At 58.2% G+C, this 15,494-nt stretch carries 14 protein-coding genes; all 14 read left to right on the forward strand.

The genetic code is table 11. From position 1 onward, the window contains the following. The first annotated feature begins 14 nt into the window (after positions 1-14). The 14 genes from ACR3XE_RS08975 (at position 15) to ACR3XE_RS09040 (ending at position 15,493) form a co-directional block, all read left to right on the forward strand. Complete coding sequence (locus ACR3XE_RS08975; RefSeq protein ID WP_473700317.1) at positions 15-1,235, forward strand: NADH-quinone oxidoreductase subunit D; 1,221 nt, start codon at positions 15-17, stop codon at positions 1,233-1,235. A gap of 273 nt (positions 1,236-1,508) precedes the next feature. Then, positions 1,509-2,177 carry a complex I 24 kDa subunit family protein gene (locus ACR3XE_RS08980; protein ID WP_473697991.1) on the forward strand — a complete coding sequence of 223 codons (669 nt, stop codon included), beginning with the start codon at positions 1,509-1,511 and terminating at the stop codon, positions 2,175-2,177. Positions 2,178-2,334: 157 nt separating this feature from the next. Further along, entirely contained in the window at positions 2,335-3,627 is a 1,293-nt protein-coding gene (nuoF, locus tag ACR3XE_RS08985) for an NADH-quinone oxidoreductase subunit NuoF (RefSeq protein WP_473697990.1), read from the forward strand. Further along, on the forward strand, positions 3,624-4,310 hold the full coding sequence (locus tag ACR3XE_RS08990) for a hypothetical protein (protein WP_473697989.1): 687 nt from the start codon (positions 3,624-3,626) through the stop codon (positions 4,308-4,310). The genes nuoF and ACR3XE_RS08990 overlap by 4 nt, the downstream gene beginning before the upstream one ends. Beyond that, complete coding sequence (nuoG, locus tag ACR3XE_RS08995) at positions 4,310-6,322, forward strand: NADH-quinone oxidoreductase subunit NuoG (RefSeq protein ID WP_473697988.1); 2,013 nt, start codon at positions 4,310-4,312, stop codon at positions 6,320-6,322. Before ACR3XE_RS08990 ends, nuoG begins: the two co-directional genes overlap by 1 nt. 181 nt (positions 6,323-6,503) lie before the next feature. Continuing rightward, positions 6,504-7,529: an NADH-quinone oxidoreductase subunit NuoH gene (gene nuoH / locus ACR3XE_RS09000; RefSeq protein WP_473700316.1), complete on the forward strand. Its 1,026-nt coding sequence runs from the start codon at positions 6,504-6,506 to the stop codon at positions 7,527-7,529. Then, on the forward strand, positions 7,526-8,014 hold the full coding sequence (gene nuoI, locus ACR3XE_RS09005) for an NADH-quinone oxidoreductase subunit NuoI (RefSeq protein ID WP_473697987.1): 489 nt from the start codon (positions 7,526-7,528) through the stop codon (positions 8,012-8,014). The genes nuoH and nuoI overlap by 4 nt, the downstream gene beginning before the upstream one ends. Positions 8,015-8,025: 11 nt before the next feature. Further along, on the forward strand, positions 8,026-8,637 hold the full coding sequence (locus ACR3XE_RS09010; RefSeq protein WP_473697986.1) for an NADH-quinone oxidoreductase subunit J: 612 nt from the start codon (positions 8,026-8,028) through the stop codon (positions 8,635-8,637). Then, a complete protein-coding gene (gene nuoK, locus ACR3XE_RS09015) occupies positions 8,634-8,939 on the forward strand; it encodes an NADH-quinone oxidoreductase subunit NuoK (RefSeq protein ID WP_473697985.1) in 306 nt (101 codons plus the stop codon). The genes ACR3XE_RS09010 and nuoK overlap by 4 nt, the downstream gene beginning before the upstream one ends. Before the next feature lie 3 nt (positions 8,940-8,942). Beyond that, a complete protein-coding gene (gene nuoL / locus ACR3XE_RS09020; protein WP_473697984.1) occupies positions 8,943-10,991 on the forward strand; it encodes an NADH-quinone oxidoreductase subunit L in 2,049 nt (682 codons plus the stop codon). Continuing rightward, positions 10,988-12,532 (forward strand): NADH-quinone oxidoreductase subunit M, encoded by a 1,545-nt coding sequence (locus ACR3XE_RS09025; protein WP_486185660.1) that lies wholly within the window; start codon positions 10,988-10,990, stop codon positions 12,530-12,532. Before nuoL ends, ACR3XE_RS09025 begins: the two co-directional genes overlap by 4 nt. Beyond that, positions 12,532-13,986, forward strand: a complete 1,455-nt coding sequence (gene nuoN, locus ACR3XE_RS09030; protein WP_473697983.1) for an NADH-quinone oxidoreductase subunit NuoN — start codon at positions 12,532-12,534, stop codon at positions 13,984-13,986. Before ACR3XE_RS09025 ends, nuoN begins: the two co-directional genes overlap by 1 nt. Further along, complete coding sequence (locus ACR3XE_RS09035; protein ID WP_486185661.1) at positions 13,908-14,711, forward strand: biotin--[acetyl-CoA-carboxylase] ligase; 804 nt, start codon at positions 13,908-13,910, stop codon at positions 14,709-14,711. The genes nuoN and ACR3XE_RS09035 overlap by 79 nt, the downstream gene beginning before the upstream one ends. A gap of 2 nt (positions 14,712-14,713) precedes the next feature. Then, complete coding sequence (locus ACR3XE_RS09040) at positions 14,714-15,493, forward strand: type III pantothenate kinase (protein WP_473697981.1); 780 nt, start codon at positions 14,714-14,716, stop codon at positions 15,491-15,493. Position 15,494: the final 1 nt, after the last annotated feature.

Below are 15,494 nucleotides of genomic sequence, written 5' to 3' on the forward strand. Positions count from 1 at the left end.
ATTATGGCAGCGACATGTTTGCTGGCTATCCGCCTGTCGACACCGCCGATACGGCGGGCGACAATGCCGTCACCAATTATACGATCAATTTCGGTCCCCAGCATCCCGCCGCGCATGGCGTGTTGCGCCTCGTGCTCGAACTCGATGGCGAGATTATCGAGCGCGTCGACCCGCACGTCGGGCTGCTCCATCGCGGCACCGAGAAACTGATCGAATATAAGACCTATTTGCAGGCTTTGCCCTATTTCGACCGGCTCGATTATTGCTCGCCGCTCGCGATGGAACATTCTTACGTGCTGGCCATCGAAAAGCTGCTCGATCTCGAAGTGCCCGCTCGCGCCCAATATCTGCGCGTCATGTTTGCAGAGCTGACGCGCATCTGTAACCATATGCTGAACATCGGCAGCCATGTGATGGACGTCGGCGCGATGACGCCGAACCTATGGGTGTTCGAGCTGCGCGAGGATTGCCTGAACTTTTTTGAACGCGCCAGCGGCGCGCGAATGCACTCGGCTTATTTCCGCCCCGGCGGGGTCCATCAGGACGTCCCCGAAAAGCTGCTCGTCGATATTGGCGAATGGTGCGAATCGCGGTTGCCCAAATTGTTCGGCGACGCGATGAGCTTGGTCATCGACAACCGCATCTTCAAACAGCGCAACGTCGATATCGCGACGGTGAGCAAAGAGGATGCGCTGGCATGGGGTTTCTCCGGCCCGATGATCCGTGGGTCAGGCATCGCATGGGATTTGCGCAAGTCGCAGCCCTATGACGCCTATGCCAAAATGGATTTCGACATTCCGGTGGGGACGCGAGGCGATTGTTATGACCGCTTCATGGTCCGCGTCGAAGAAGTCTATCAGTCGCAGAAAATCATCCTGCAATGCCTGCGCGACTTGCCGACCGGCCCGATCGCCAGCCTCGACCGCAAAATCGTGCCGCCCAAGCGCGGCGAGATGAAACAGTCGATGGAAAGTCTGATCCATCATTTCAAACTTTATACCGAGGGTTTCCACGTCCCCGCCGGTGAAGTCTATGTCGCGACCGAAAGCCCGAAGGGCGAATTTGGCGTCTATCTGGTCAGCGACGGCAGCAACAAACCATACCGCTGCAAGATCCGCCCGACGGCGTTTTCGCATTTGCAGGCGATGGATATGATGTCGAAGGGCCATATGCTGGCGGATACGACCGCGATCATTGGCGCGATCGACGTCGTGTTCGGGGAGTGTGACCGGTGAGCGGATTCGGGGGCGGTTGGATGACTTGGCTCGCGTTTACCGGGTCAATTATGTTTGCCTTGGGGTTCCTAATCTCGTTGGCGGTCCGCAGATTTTTGAGCGGCTGGTCGCTGGTTGTCGTGAGTATGTCGCTCGCGTTGGTATTCGTCTTATTGGGAGCAGCGAGCGGAATGGCAAAGAGCGACTTCACGTTGGGATTCGTCTTTCCTCACCTCTTTTGCGCGATGGTAATCGCACTGGTCTGGTTCATGATAATGAAATTGAGAGCGGCGCATGGCTGACGCACCCCAAATTCCCGACGAAGCTGAAGTGCGCGCGCGCTGGGGCGATTTTGCTTGGACAAAGGAAAACTCCAAACAGGCGAAGATTGTTATCGCGCGCTATCCCGAAGGGCGACAGCGATCGGCGGTGATGCCGTTGCTCGACCTTGCCCAGCGGCAGGTCGGGGCGGAGACGAACACGCAAGGCTGGTTGCCGGTGCCGGTGATCGAATATGTGGCGGCCCAGCTCGATATGCCGTTCATGCGCGCTTATGAGGTCGTGACTTTTTATACCATGTATAATCTGGCGCCGGTCGGGCGGTTCCATGTCCAGCTATGCGGGACGACGCCGTGCCTGTTACGCGGATCGGACGATGTGATGGCCGCCTGCGTCAATCGCGGCATGGCCAAGGGGAGGACGACCCCCGACGGCTTGTTCACGCTGACCGAGGTTGAGTGCATGGGCAATTGCGCCAACGCGCCGATGGTCCAGATCAACGACGATAATTTTGAAGATCTGGATTATGACAGCATGACGCGCATTTTGGATGAACTGGCCGAAGGCAAAAGCCCCAAGGCGGGAACGCAGATCAAGGATCGCCACACCAGCGAGCCCGAGGGTGGGCCGACGACGCTGAAAGCCATGGTCAAAGCCAACCATGATTATCGGGGGGACTGGTGATGGCCATTCTTAAAATCCTCCCCGTTCACGGGGAGGGGGACCGTGCGAAGCATGGTGGAGGGGGGCTGCGGCCTCACGCCACCTCGCGCAAGGACGCCGCCCCCCTCCGTCAGCCGCTGCGCGCCTGCCACCTCCCCATGAATGGGGAGGATTGGGCATGACCCTCGCTGACAAAGACCGCATTTTCACCAATATTTACGGGTTTCAGCCGTGGAACCTGAAATCGGCGCAGGCGCGCGGCGATTGGGACAATACTAAGGCGCTGATGGCGCCGGGGCAGGACGCGATCATCGAGACAATGAAGGCGTCGGGCTTGCGCGGGCGCGGCGGGGCAGGGTTCCCGACCGGACTGAAATGGAGTTTCATGCCCAAAGAGCCGCGCGCGGATCGCCCGAGCTTTCTGGTCATCAACGCGGACGAATCCGAACCCGGTTCATGCAAGGACCGCGACATCATGCGGCACGACCCGCACAAGCTGATCGAAGGCGCGTTGATCGCCGGTTTCGCGATGCGCGCGCGCGCGGCCTATATCTATATTCGCGGTGAATATATCCGCGAGGCCGAGGTGCTGTTTGCCGCCGTGCAAGAGGCATATGACGCTGGACTGCTGGGTAAGAATGCCGCCAAATCGGGCTATGATTTCGATGTGTTCGTCCATCGCGGCGCGGGGGCGTATATCTGCGGCGAAGAAACCGCGATGATCGAAAGCCTGGAAGGCAAAAAGGGGCAGCCGCGCCTCAAGCCTCCTTTTCCGGCGGGCGCGGGGCTTTATGGCTGCCCGACGACGGTCAATAATGTCGAAAGCATCGCGGTGGTCCCAACCATCCTGCGGCGTGGGGCCGCGTGGTTTTCTAGCTTTGGACGTGAAAATAACAAGGGCACCAAGCTGTTCCAGATCAGCGGCCATGTCGACCGGCCCTGTGTCGTCGAAGAAGAAATGAGCATCAGTTTTCGCGACCTGATTGAAAAGCATTGCGGCGGGGTTCGCGGCGGGTGGGACAATCTGCTCGCGGTTATTCCCGGCGGCTCGTCGGTGCCCTTGGTTCCTGCCAAAGATATTATCGACTGCCCGATGGATTTTGACGGGCTGAAAGAACAAGGCTCGGGCCTTGGCACCGCCGCCGTCATCGTGATGGATAAATCGACCGATATTGTCCAGGCGATCAGCCGCATCAGTTACTTTTACAAGCATGAAAGCTGCGGCCAATGCACGCCGTGCCGTGAAGGCACCGGCTGGATGTGGCGCGTGATGGAGCGGCTGCGCACCGGCGACGCAGACATTAGCGAAATCGACACTTTGTTCGACGTGACCAAGCAGATCGAAGGCCACACCATCTGCGCGCTGGGCGATGCGGCGGCTTGGCCGATTCAGGGGCTAATCAAGCATTTCCGCCCCGAACTGGAGCGCCGGATCCGTGACAATGGCAGTGTGTTGGAGGCGGCGGAGTGAAAAAGCTGCTGCTTCTTTGCGCTTTGATGCTTGGCAGCACGTCGGCGGCCGCTCAGGACACCGATAGCCAGTTGATCAACAACATTGAAAATGGAGCGGCCCCCATTGACGCTGATTCTTGGCAGCAGTTCAATGAATTTGTGACTTGTGCGGCAGCCGACCAGATGCCGACGCCACGCAAATTGCTGCGCTGGCTACCGACTTCGGATAGCAGTGACAAGATTTTGTTCTGGATCGGGACGCTCGCCAATAGCTGCAGCACGAACGGTACGCGGCTGCGCTATTCGGTACGATACATGCGCGGCCCTATCGCGGAGTATCTGTTGAAGCGTGATTTTGATCTTAAGACGTGGCGGCTAAAGGACAAGCCGGCAAAAGTCTATACGACGCCGTCGAATGGCAAGCTCAAACGGTTGAGTGCAGACACACGCAGCGCCGTGATATTCACAGAGATTGCCAGCTGCGTCGTTAAATCGTCGCCGGAAACAGCGGCAACACTGTTCACGTCAACGCCCAATAGTCCCGAAGAAAAAACAGCTTTTGCAAGTCTGTCTCCCCTGCTGGCCGGATGCATTCCGCCTAGCGTCGAGTTGCGCATGAGCAAATATCAGCTGCGTGGATATCTTGCAGAAGCGGCGTACCGTTACGCCGCATCCGTCGACCAGAATGAGGCAAAACTATAATGCCTAAAGTGACCGTAGATGGCATCGAAATTGACGTGCCGCAGGGCGCAACTGTTTTGCAGGCTTGCGAGCTGGCGGGGAAAGAAATTCCGCGTTTTTGCTATCATGAGCGGCTGAGCATCGCAGGCAATTGCCGCATGTGCCTTGTGGAAGTGAAGCCCGGACCGCCAAAGCCGCAGGCGAGCTGTGCGTTGCCCGCTGCCGAGGGGCAGGAAATCCGTACCGACAGCGCGATGGTCAAAAAAGCGCGCGAAGGGGTGATGGAGTTTCTGCTGATCAACCACCCGCTCGATTGCCCGATTTGCGATCAGGGCGGCGAGTGCGATTTGCAGGACCAGAGCATCGCTTATGGTCGCGGCGCGACGCGCTATGAAGAAAACAAGCGCGCGGTGACCGAGAAATATATGGGGCCGATCGTCAAGACGGTGATGACGCGATGCATCCAGTGCACCCGCTGTATCCGTTTTGCCGAGGAAGTGGCCGGGGTCGAGGATATTGGCGCGATTTATCGCGGCGAAAATATGCAGATCACCAGCTATCTGGAACATGCGGTGCAAAGCGAGCTTTCGGGCAATGTCGTCGACCTGTGCCCGGTCGGCGCGCTGACGTCGAAACCCTATGCGTTCGAGGCACGGCCCTGGGAACTGACCAAGACGTTGGGCATCGACATGTCGGATGCGGTCGGCACCAATGTGCGAATCGATGCGCGCGGGCGGCAAGTGCTGCGCGTGCTGCCGCGCATCAATGATGATGTGAACGAGGAATGGGCGAGCGACAAGACGCGCCACCATGTCGATGGCCTGACCCGCCGCCGCCTCGACCAACCCTATGTCCGCAAGAATGGCCAATTGCAGCCGGCAAGCTGGGCCGAGGCGTTTGATACCATCAAGTCGGCAAATGCGGACAGCTCGGTTGCGGCTATCGCAGGCGACATGGCCGATTGCGAAACGATGTTCGCAGCCAAAGCGCTGGTCAACGCGCTGGGTTCGGATATGCTGGAAGGACGGCAGACGGGACTCGACTATGATGTCACCAGCCTGTCGGCGGTCAATTTCAACACGACGATCGCAGAGGCCGAAAATGCTGACGTGATCCTGCTGGTCGGGACGAACCTGCGCTGGGAAGCGCCGTTGATCAATACACGTGTCCGAAAAGCGGTGTGGAAAAAAGGCGCAAAGGTATTTGGTATTGGCCCTGAAATCGACCTGACCTACAAGGTCGAATGGCTGGGCGACGACGCCGCGCTGGTGGCCAAGCTACCCAAGACGGCGATGGACGCGCTGAAAGGTGCCGAGCGGCCGATGCTGATTTTCGGCGGTGGCGCTTTGTCGGTACCGGGCGTGCATGGTGCGGGTTTGGCGCTGGCCAAGACCGTAAATGCGGTGAAGGACGGCTGGAACGGATTCAACGTCGTCCATTTTTCCGCCGCGCGCATGGGTGCGTTGATGCTCGGTTATTCGCGAGCGGGCGGAATCAAAGATGTGATTGCGGCCAAGCCCAGGCTCGCATTCTTTCTTGGTGCCGACGAGGTGGATTTTTCAGCTTTTGGCGACACGTTAAAGGTCTATGTCGGTCATCATGGCGACAAGGGCGCGCATGCCGCCGATGTCATATTGCCTGCCGCCGCATGGACCGAAAAAGCCTTTACAGCGGTCAACACCGAGGGACGGGTGCAGCGCAGCGACAAGGCCGTGTTCGCACCCGGCGATGCGCGCGAGGATTGGAGTATTTTCCGCGCGCTCGCCGATGCGCTGGGCGTGACGGTCGGTTTCGACAGCTTTGCAGAATGCCGCGCGGCGATGATTGCGGCGGTGCCCGCTCTGGGCGTTGAGGGGCTGGCCGATTATGGTTGGACGGTTCCGAAACTGCCCGCGAAGCCCGAGGCGCGCGCAATACCTTCGCCGATCAAGGATTTCTATCTCACCAACGCCATCTGCCGGGCTTCGCCGACGATGCAGCGCTGTTCGGACGAAATCCTGAACGGGGTTGAATTTGCGGAGGCCGCGGAATGATGTTCGTTCACTTTCGCAAAATACCGTTCGTCCTGAGCTTGTCGAAGGACTGTCCTTCCACGCCGATTGAAGAAAAGAACGGGGCTTCGACAAGCTCAGCCCGAACGGTAAAGGGGTGGCCGCAGTGACCGAGTTTTTCCAAGACTTTAATCTCCTCGGTCTGTCGTGGTTCCACATCACGATGTCCTATGACGCCGCGTGGGCGCTAGCGACCATTTGCGGTGTCCTGCTGATCGCATTGCCGCTAATGCTGGCTGTCGCGATGATTATATATGCCGACCGCAAGATCTGGGCGGCAATGGCATTGCGGCGCGGGCCGAATGTGGTCGGGCCGTTCGGTTTGCTGCAAAGCTTTGCCGATGGGTTGAAAGTGTTTCTGCAGGAAACGATCATCCCCAGCGGGGCCAATCGCGGGCTGTTCCTGATCGCGCCGATCATCACCTTTACGGTTGCGTTGCTGGCGTGGGCGGTGATCCCGTTCAATTCGGGCGCGGTGCTTGCCGATATCAATGTCGGGCTGCTCTATATCCTCGCTGTTTCGTCACTAGGCGTTTATGGCGTCGTGCTGTCGGGCTGGGCCTCAAACTCTAAATACCCCTTCTTTTCCGCGATGCGCGCAGCGGCGCAGATGATCAGTTATGAAGTCTCGATTGGCTTCATCCTGATCAGCGTCGTGCTGTTCGCCGACAGTTTCAACATGAATGATATTGTGCGGGCGCAGGGCGGGGAGGGCGCGCTCTTCGGCATTTTCCAAGGGTTCGGATTTTATCCGATCCTGTTCCCGATGGCGGTCATGTTCCTGATCTCCAGCCTCGCCGAAACATCGCGCACGCCGTTTGATTTGACCGAAGCGGAAAGCGAGCTCGTCGCGGGCTATCAGACCGAATATTCGTCGATGAGCTTCGCACTTTTCTGGCTGGGCGAATATGCCAATGTGCTGCTCATGTGCACACTCAATGCTGTGCTGTTCTGGGGCGGCTGGCTGCCCCCGATCGACTGGGCTCCACTCTATCTCGTCCCTGGCTGGATATGGCTGTTCGGCAAGATTTTCTTCTTCTTCTTTGTCTTTAGCTGGGTGAAGGCAACCGTGCCGCGTTATCGCTATGACCAGTTGATGCGGCTGGGCTGGAAAGTCTTTTTGCCCATTTCGCTGTTCTGGATATTCCTGGTGTCGGGTTATCTGATGCTGACGAGGTATTCCGCATGACGTCGTTGTCCCATCTCATCAAATCCTTCACGCTGTGGGAATTTGTCAAAGCCCATTGGCTGACGCTCAAATATTTCTTCAAGCCGAAGGCGACGATCAACTATCCGTTTGAGAAGAACCCGCTGAGCCCGCGTTTTCGTGGCGAGCATGTGCTGCGGCGTTATCCCAATGGTGAGGAACGCTGCATCGCGTGCAAGCTGTGCGAAGCGGTGTGTCCGGCACAGGCGATCACCATCGAGGCCGAGCCGCGCGAGGACGGGTCGCGGCGCACAACACGCTATGATATCGACATGACCAAGTGCATCTATTGCGGTTTCTGCCAGGAAGCCTGCCCTGTCGATGCGATTGTCGAGGGGCCGAATTTTGAATTCGCCGCCGAAACGCGCGAAGAACTGCTTTACGATAAGGAAAAACTGCTCGCCAATGGCGACAAATGGGAACGCGCAGTCGCGGCAAGTCTTGCCGCCGATGCGCCCTATCGGTAGGGGCGGCGCACATGATTCAACTTGCCGCCTTTTACCTGTTCGCCGTGATCGTTATCGCGTCGGCCACCATGGTCATATTGGCCCGCAATCCGGTGCATAGCGTGATGTGGCTGATCCTCGCCTTCTTCAACGCGGCAGGATTGATGCTGCTCGCTGGGGCCGAGTTTATCGCGATGTTGCTGGTCATTGTTTATGTTGGCGCGGTCGCGGTCCTGTTCCTGTTCGTGGTGATGATGCTTGACATTGATTTTGCCGAGCTGCGCGCCGGTTTCGTGCGCTATTTGCCGCTTGGTGCCTTGGTCGCGATTATCCTCGCGGTCGAGATGATCTTTGCGGTTGGGGCGTGGAATGCGGGCGGGGTCGACCTTGCCCAGCGCACAGCACCGGTTGTTGCCGACACGAGCAATATCCAGCAGATTGGCGAGTTGCTCTATACCCGCTATATCTTCCTGTTCGAGGCCGCAGGGCTGGTCTTACTTGTGGCGATGATCGGCGCGATTGTGCTGACGCATCGCCAGCGCGGCGGTTCGCGGATGCAGAATATCTCGTCGCAGAACCAGCGGCGGCCGCAGGATGCGACACGACTGGTTGATCCGGGAGTCGGGCAGGGGGTCGATCTATGATTGGCGTGGGGCATTATCTAGCCGTATCGGCGGTGCTGTTCACGCTGGGCGTGCTGGGTATCTTCATCAACCGCAAGAATATCATCGTCATCCTGATGTCGATCGAACTTATCCTGCTGGCAGTGAACATCAATTTGGTGGCGTTCAGCGGCGCGCTTGGCGATTTGGTCGGACAGGTTTTTGCGATGTTCGTGCTGACCGTCGCGGCGGGCGAGGCGGCCATCGGTCTCGCCATTCTTGTGATTTACTTCCGTGGACGCGGGACCATTGCGGTCGATGATGCCAACCGGATGAAGGGGTAGCCGGTGATTCAGGCGATTGTTTTCCTGCCGCTGCTCGCGGCGATTGTCGCGGGTTTGGGCCAGCGGGCCATCGGTCCGTTTGCATCAAAACTGATCACGACAGCCGCACTGTTTACCAGTTGCGCGTTGAGCTGGCCGATATTCCTGTCCTTTGTGGCGGGAACCGGCGAGCCGGGCGTGACGCAGGTGCTTCATTGGGTAAGCTCGGGCACGCTACAATTTAACTGGGAACTGCGGGTCGATACACTGACCGCGGTGATGTTGGTCGTTGTCACCACCGTGTCGTCGCTCGTCCATCTGTATAGCTGGGGCTATATGGAAGAAGACCCTGATCAGGCGCGCTTCTTTGCCTATTTGTCGCTGTTCACCTTTGCCATGCTGATGTTGGTGACGGCCAACAATCTCGTCCAGATGTTCTTTGGCTGGGAAGGGGTCGGGCTGGCGTCCTATTTGCTGATTGGCTTCTGGTACAAAAAGCCGAGCGCCAATGCCGCCGCTATCAAGGCTTTTGTGGTCAACCGTGTCGGCGATCTGGGCTTTATGCTTGGCATTTTCGGGACATTCCTGGTGTTCGGCACCGTATCGATACCCGAGATTTTGCACGCAGCACCCGGCATGGCCGGATCGAGCATGTCCTTTATGGGAATGCGGCTCGATACGATCACCATTCTCTGCCTGCTGTTGTTCATCGGAGCGATGGGCAAGTCGGCGCAGTTGGGGCTGCACACATGGCTACCCGACGCGATGGAAGGCCCGACTCCTGTGTCGGCGCTGATCCATGCCGCGACGATGGTGACGGCGGGCGTGTTCATGGTGTGCCGCCTGTCGCCGATGTTCGAGGCTGCCCCGATTGCTCAGGGCGTTGTGACCTTTGTTGGTGCCGCGACCTGCCTGTTCGCCGCGACCATTGGCACGACCCAATGGGACATCAAGCGGGTTATCGCCTATTCCACCTGTTCGCAGCTTGGTTATATGTTCTTTGCTGCCGGTGTTGGTGCCTATGGCGCGGCGATGTTCCACCTCTTTACCCACGCCTTCTTTAAAGCATTGCTGTTCCTCGGCGCAGGCAGCGTGATCCACGCGATGCATCACGAACAGGATATGCGCTATTATGGTGCGCTGCGTAAGAAAATCCCGATCACCTATTGGACGATGATGATGGGAACGCTGGCGATTACCGGGGTCGGTATTGCGGGCGTGGCCGGGTTCGCCGGTTTCTATTCCAAGGACGGCATATTGGAAGCCGCCTTTGCCAGCGGCGGCGGCGGTGTGATTGCCTTTTGGGTCGGCACTTTTGCGGCGCTGCTCACCAGCTTTTACAGCTGGCGGCTGGTCTTTCTGACCTTCCATGGCAAGCCGCGCTGGGCCGCGAGCGAACATATTCAACATGCGATGCATGACGATGATCATGCCCATGCAGCCGACGAACATGCGGGGCATGATGTCGCGCACGCCCATGCCGCCGATGCGCACGAAGGCACCGCGGGCTATCATCCCCACGAAAGCCCGTGGACCATGTTGGTGCCGCTGGTGCTTCTGTCGGTCGGCGCTGTCTTCGCTGGCGCTGTATTCCATCACCAGTTCATCGACCCAGAGGGCGGGTTGGCGTTCTGGAAGGACAGTCTGGTGTTCGACGAGCATCTGATGCACGCAGCGCACGAGATTCCGACCGTCATCAAATGGATGCCTTTTGCGGCCATGGCCATCGGCCTGATCATCGCGTGGAACAGCTATATCCGCAACACAACGCTGCCCGCGCGCTTTGTCGCGCAGTTCGGGTTGTTGCATAAGTTCCTGTTCAACAAATGGTATTTTGACGAGCTTTACGATGTGATCTTCGTGCGCCCGGCCTTTGCCATTGGCCGCTTCTTTTGGAAACGCGGTGACGAGCAGGTGATCAACCGGTTCGGCCCCGATGGTGCGGCGACGCTGGTGCAGGGCGGGACGCGGCTCGCGGGGCGGCTCCAATCGGGTTATGTTTATGGATATGCGTTTGTGATGTTGTTGGGGCTTGTCGGGCTGGCCACTTGGGCCATGGTGGAATTCCTGTGAGCGGCGGTCTTCCCATCCTGTCGTTGATGCTGGCGGTTCCAGCTGTTGCCGCCATCGCCTGTCTGTTTGTCGAAGCACGCGCGGCGCGCTGGATTGCCCTCATTGCAACCTTGATCGACTTTGCACTGGGCATAGTGATGTGGGCGCAGTTTGATATTGGCGGCGCGCAATGGCAATTTACCGAACATGCCGATTTGTTCGGGCGCTTTGCCTGGGCGCTGGGTATCGACGGTATGGCGCTGATGCTCATCATGCTCAGCGTGTTCCTGATGCCGCTGTGCATTCTTGCCAGCTGGGAAGCGATTACCGACCGCGTCGGGCTGTACATGGCGATGTTCCTGATCATGGAACTGATCATGATCGGCGTCTTTGCGGCGCAGGATATGCTACTTTTCTATATCTTCTTTGAGGCCGGCCTGATCCCGATGTATTTCATCATCGGCATATGGGGCGGGGTGAACCGTCGTTATGCGGCGTTCAAATTCTTCCTTTATACGCTGCTCGGTTCGGTGGTGATGCTGATCGCGATCATGGTGATGATTGCGCAATCGGGCACGACCGATATTCCGACCCTGCTCAATTATGATTTCCCGCCGCAAATGCAGACATGGCTGTGGCTGGCCTTCTTCGCCAGTTTTGCGGTCAAGATGCCGATGTGGCCGGTGCACACATGGTTACCCGACGCGCATGTTCAGGCACCAACGGCGGGTTCTGTCATATTGGCCGGCGTGCTGCTCAAACTGGGCGGATATGGCTTCCTGCGCTTTTCACTGCCGATGTTCCCCGACGCATCAGCGCAATTGATGTGGATCGTCTTTGCGCTGTCGATGATCGCGGTCGTTTACACCAGCCTTGTTGCGCTGGTGCAAAGCGACATGAAAAAGCTGATCGCCTATTCGTCGGTCGCGCATATGGCGATTGTCACTGCCGGTCTATTTGCCATGAACCAACAGGGTATCGAAGGCGCGCTGATCGTCATGCTGAGCCATGGTGTCGTATCGGGTGCGCTGTTCCTGTGTGTTGGCGTTATTTACGACCGATTGCATACACGTGAGATTGATCGTTACGGCGGGCTCGCGGTCAATATGCCCGCCTATGCCTTGTTCTTCATGCTCTTCACCATGGCGTCGATCGGATTGCCGGGGACGAGCGGATTTGTCGGCGAATTCCTGAGTCTGGCGGGCATTTACGAAGCCTCGAGCTGGGTGGCCTTTGCCTGCACGACCGGTATCATCCTCGGTGCCGCCTATATGCTCTATCTGTATCGCCGCGTCATTTTCGGTGCGCTGATCAAGGATGACGTCAAGGCGCTGCCCGACCTCAGCCTGCGTGAATGGGCGATCATGGCGCCGATTGCAGCGGTGGTGCTGTGGATGGGGGTCTATCCCGAAAGTTTCCTCGCGCCGATGCGCGGTGATGTGACGACATTGGTTGCACGGGTCTCTCACGCCAAACCAGCGGGCGATGCCCATATCAGCGCGCCCAAGCCGAAAACGGTGGCGGCGCATGAAACAAAAGCGGCTGAGGGGAGCCACCACTAATGGACTACGGCATTTCCCTTTATTTCACGCGGCCCGAACTCATTCTGAGCCTTGCCGGCCTTGCCCTGTTGGTACTGGCGGCGTGGCGCAGTGATTCGGGACGTTTGATCAGCATTTTGGCGGTCGTGGCGCTGTTTGCCGCGGGCGCGCATGTCGTCGAACTGCTGACCAACCCGGCCTATGAGTTTGGCGGCGATGCCTTTTCGGGCACGTACCGGATGGACGCTTTTGGCAGCTTCAGCAAATTGATCATCTATGCCGCCGCTGCGGTCTCTCTGATCATCGCGCCGCGTTATCTGGAAAAAGCGGGCGGGATGCGCGGTGAATATCCGGTCCTTATCCTGTTTGCCGCCGTGGGCATGGGCATCATGGTGTCGGCCACCGACCTTATGACGCTCTATATCGGGCTCGAACTCAACAGTCTGGCGTCCTATGTTCTGGCCAGTTTTCTGCGCAGCGACGGTCGATCGGCCGAAGCAGGCCTCAAATATTTTGTGCTCGGCGCGCTTGCTAGCGGCATTTTGCTCTACGGCATTTCGTTGATTTACGGCTTCACTGGAACCACTAGTTTTGACGGTGTGGCAAATGCGCTCGGCGGCGAACTTGGGCTTGGCACCATTTTCGGCATTGTCTTCATGCTGGCGGGGCTGGCTTTCAAGCTGAGCGCGGTGCCGTTCCATATGTGGACGCCCGACGTCTATGAAGGCGCCCCGACGCCGGTCACGGCCTTCTTCGCGACGGCTCCAAAGGTCGCAGCGATGGCGTTGACGACCCGCGTTGTCATCTCGGCTTTCGGTTCGGCGATTGACTCGTGGCAGCCGATCATCATCTTTCTGGCGCTGGCATCAATCATCCTCGGTGCGGTGGGTGCCATCGGGCAAAAGAATATCAAGCGGTTGCTCGCCTATTCGTCGATCAACAATATCGGCTATATGCTCGTCGGACTGGCCGCCGGAACGCAAGCGGGCGTGCAGGCTGTGCTGACCTATTTGCTCGTCTATATCGTCACCACGCTCGGTGCTTTCCTGTTCATCATGCAATTGCGTGATGCTGATGGAAACACGATCGAGAACATCCCCGACTATGCCGGATTGTCGCAACGGCGCCTGGGGCTTGCCGCCGCGATGGCCGTATTCTTGTTCAGCCTAGCCGGTATTCCGCCGCTGTTTGGTTTCTGGCCGAAATATCTGGTATTCGAGGCGGCGGTGAATGCCGATCTGATTCCGCTGGCCGTCGCCGGGATCGTGACCTCGGTCATCGGTGCCTTTTACTATATCGCGATCATCAAGACGATGTTCTTTGACGATCCGTCCGAGGTCAAACTCGGCGAGCATGGGCCGCGAATCGAACGCGTGTTGTTGTTGACCAGCGCCCTTTGGCTGTCGGTCGTTGGCTATTTGTTCATTCCGGCGCTGGAGAGCGTGTCAACGGCTGCTGCTGCGGTGCTGTTCTGATTGCGCCCACCGAACGGGTCGCGCAAACAGGTTCGACAAATGCCGATCTGCTGGCGCGCTTGGTCCGCGGTGAACAGGTCATCGAAGGACAATGGTTGATTGCGGACCAGCAAGTCGCTGGTCGCGGTCGACTGGGCCGCGTCTGGGATGACGGCTTGGGCAATTTTATGGGATCGACGGTCGTGCAGCTGCGCGCGAGCGACCCACCTCCGGCAACGTTATCACTGGTCGCGGGTGTGGCATTGGCACGTGCGGTTGCTGCACTGGCTACCGATATTGAAGCACGGCTGAAATGGCCCAATGACCTGTTGATCGACGGTGCAAAATGCGCCGGGATTTTGATGGAGCGCAGCGGTGACGCGGTCGTGATCGGGATCGGCGTCAATCTGGTGAGCGCCCCCGACCTCGCAGATCGCAAGACGGTTTCTTTGGCGGACCATGGCACCAAAGTTGATCGCGACCATTTTGCGGAGGCCTTGGCGGTTGCCATGACCGATGGTTTGTGGAACTGGCGTCAACAAGGTGTCGACGCAATTATCGCCGACTGGTTGGTTCAGGCGCATGAGGTTGGGACGCCGCTCCATCTGACCGAACAGAATATTTCGGGCCAATTTGACGGGCTTGCCTATGACGGAGCGCTACGTTTGCGTCGCGATGACGGCACTATCATGCTGGTCCATGCGGGCGATGTCGAAGTACAGAGTCCGACAAAGAAAGGGAAATAGCCGTGCTGCTTGCGATTGATGTCGGCAACACCAATGCCAAATTCGCACTGTTCGATGGCACGCAGCTGCTCACGCGCTGGCGTATCGCCACCGATGACCGCCGGACCGCCGATGAATATGCTGTGTGGCTGGATCAGCTGTTGCGGATCGAGGGGTATGAACGCGCCAATATTGACGCCGTGATCATATCCACCGTCGTCCCTCGCGCGCTGCACAATTTGCTGCTGCTATCGGTGAAATATTTCGGCGTCGATGCGCTGGTCGCTGGGCGTGAACCGGTAAGCTGGGGCATCGCTTTAAAGGTCGACGAACCGCAAGCTGTCGGAGCCGACCGAGCGATCAATGCGATTGCCGCGCAGTCACAGGTGCCGGGTGAGGACAAGCTGGTGATCAGCTTTGGCACGGCGACAACGCTAGACCATATCGGCCCAGATGGATCCTATTGCGGCGGCATCATCGCACCGGGTGTGAATTTATCTCTCGAAGCCTTGGTGACGGCGGCGGCCAAATTGCCGCGCATCGCCATAGAGGCGCCGAAAAGCAACAGCGTCATTGGACGCACGACAGAAAGCCAGATGCTGATTGGCGTCTATTGGGGCTATGTATCGATGATGGAAGGTTTGATTGAACGGATGAAGACGGAAATTGGCAAGCCGCTGACAGTGATTGCGACCGGTGGTCTCGCGACGCTGTTTCAAGAACAGGCGCAGCTATTCGATAGGATTGAACCTGATCTGACGCTCAACGGTCTGGCGCAGCTTTATGCGCAGCGGGCCGTTTGAA

The organism is Sphingopyxis sp. 10G20-10 (genome assembly GCF_057365075.1).

Coding starts and splice junctions, on each gene's coding strand:
- ACR3XE_RS08975 (WP_473700317.1), top strand. CDS start 15: ATGTTTGCTGGCTATCCGCCTGTCGACACCGCCGATACGGCGGGCGAC.
- ACR3XE_RS08980 (WP_473697991.1), top strand. CDS start 1,509: ATGGCTGACGCACCCCAAATTCCCGACGAAGCTGAAGTGCGCGCGCGC.
- nuoF (WP_473697990.1), top strand. CDS start 2,335: ATGACCCTCGCTGACAAAGACCGCATTTTCACCAATATTTACGGGTTT.
- nuoG (WP_473697988.1), top strand. CDS start 4,310: ATGCCTAAAGTGACCGTAGATGGCATCGAAATTGACGTGCCGCAGGGC.
- nuoH (WP_473700316.1), top strand. CDS start 6,504: ATGTCCTATGACGCCGCGTGGGCGCTAGCGACCATTTGCGGTGTCCTG.
- nuoI (WP_473697987.1), top strand. CDS start 7,526: ATGACGTCGTTGTCCCATCTCATCAAATCCTTCACGCTGTGGGAATTT.
- ACR3XE_RS09010 (WP_473697986.1), top strand. CDS start 8,026: ATGATTCAACTTGCCGCCTTTTACCTGTTCGCCGTGATCGTTATCGCG.
- nuoK (WP_473697985.1), top strand. CDS start 8,634: ATGATTGGCGTGGGGCATTATCTAGCCGTATCGGCGGTGCTGTTCACG.
- nuoN (WP_473697983.1), top strand. CDS start 12,532: ATGGACTACGGCATTTCCCTTTATTTCACGCGGCCCGAACTCATTCTG.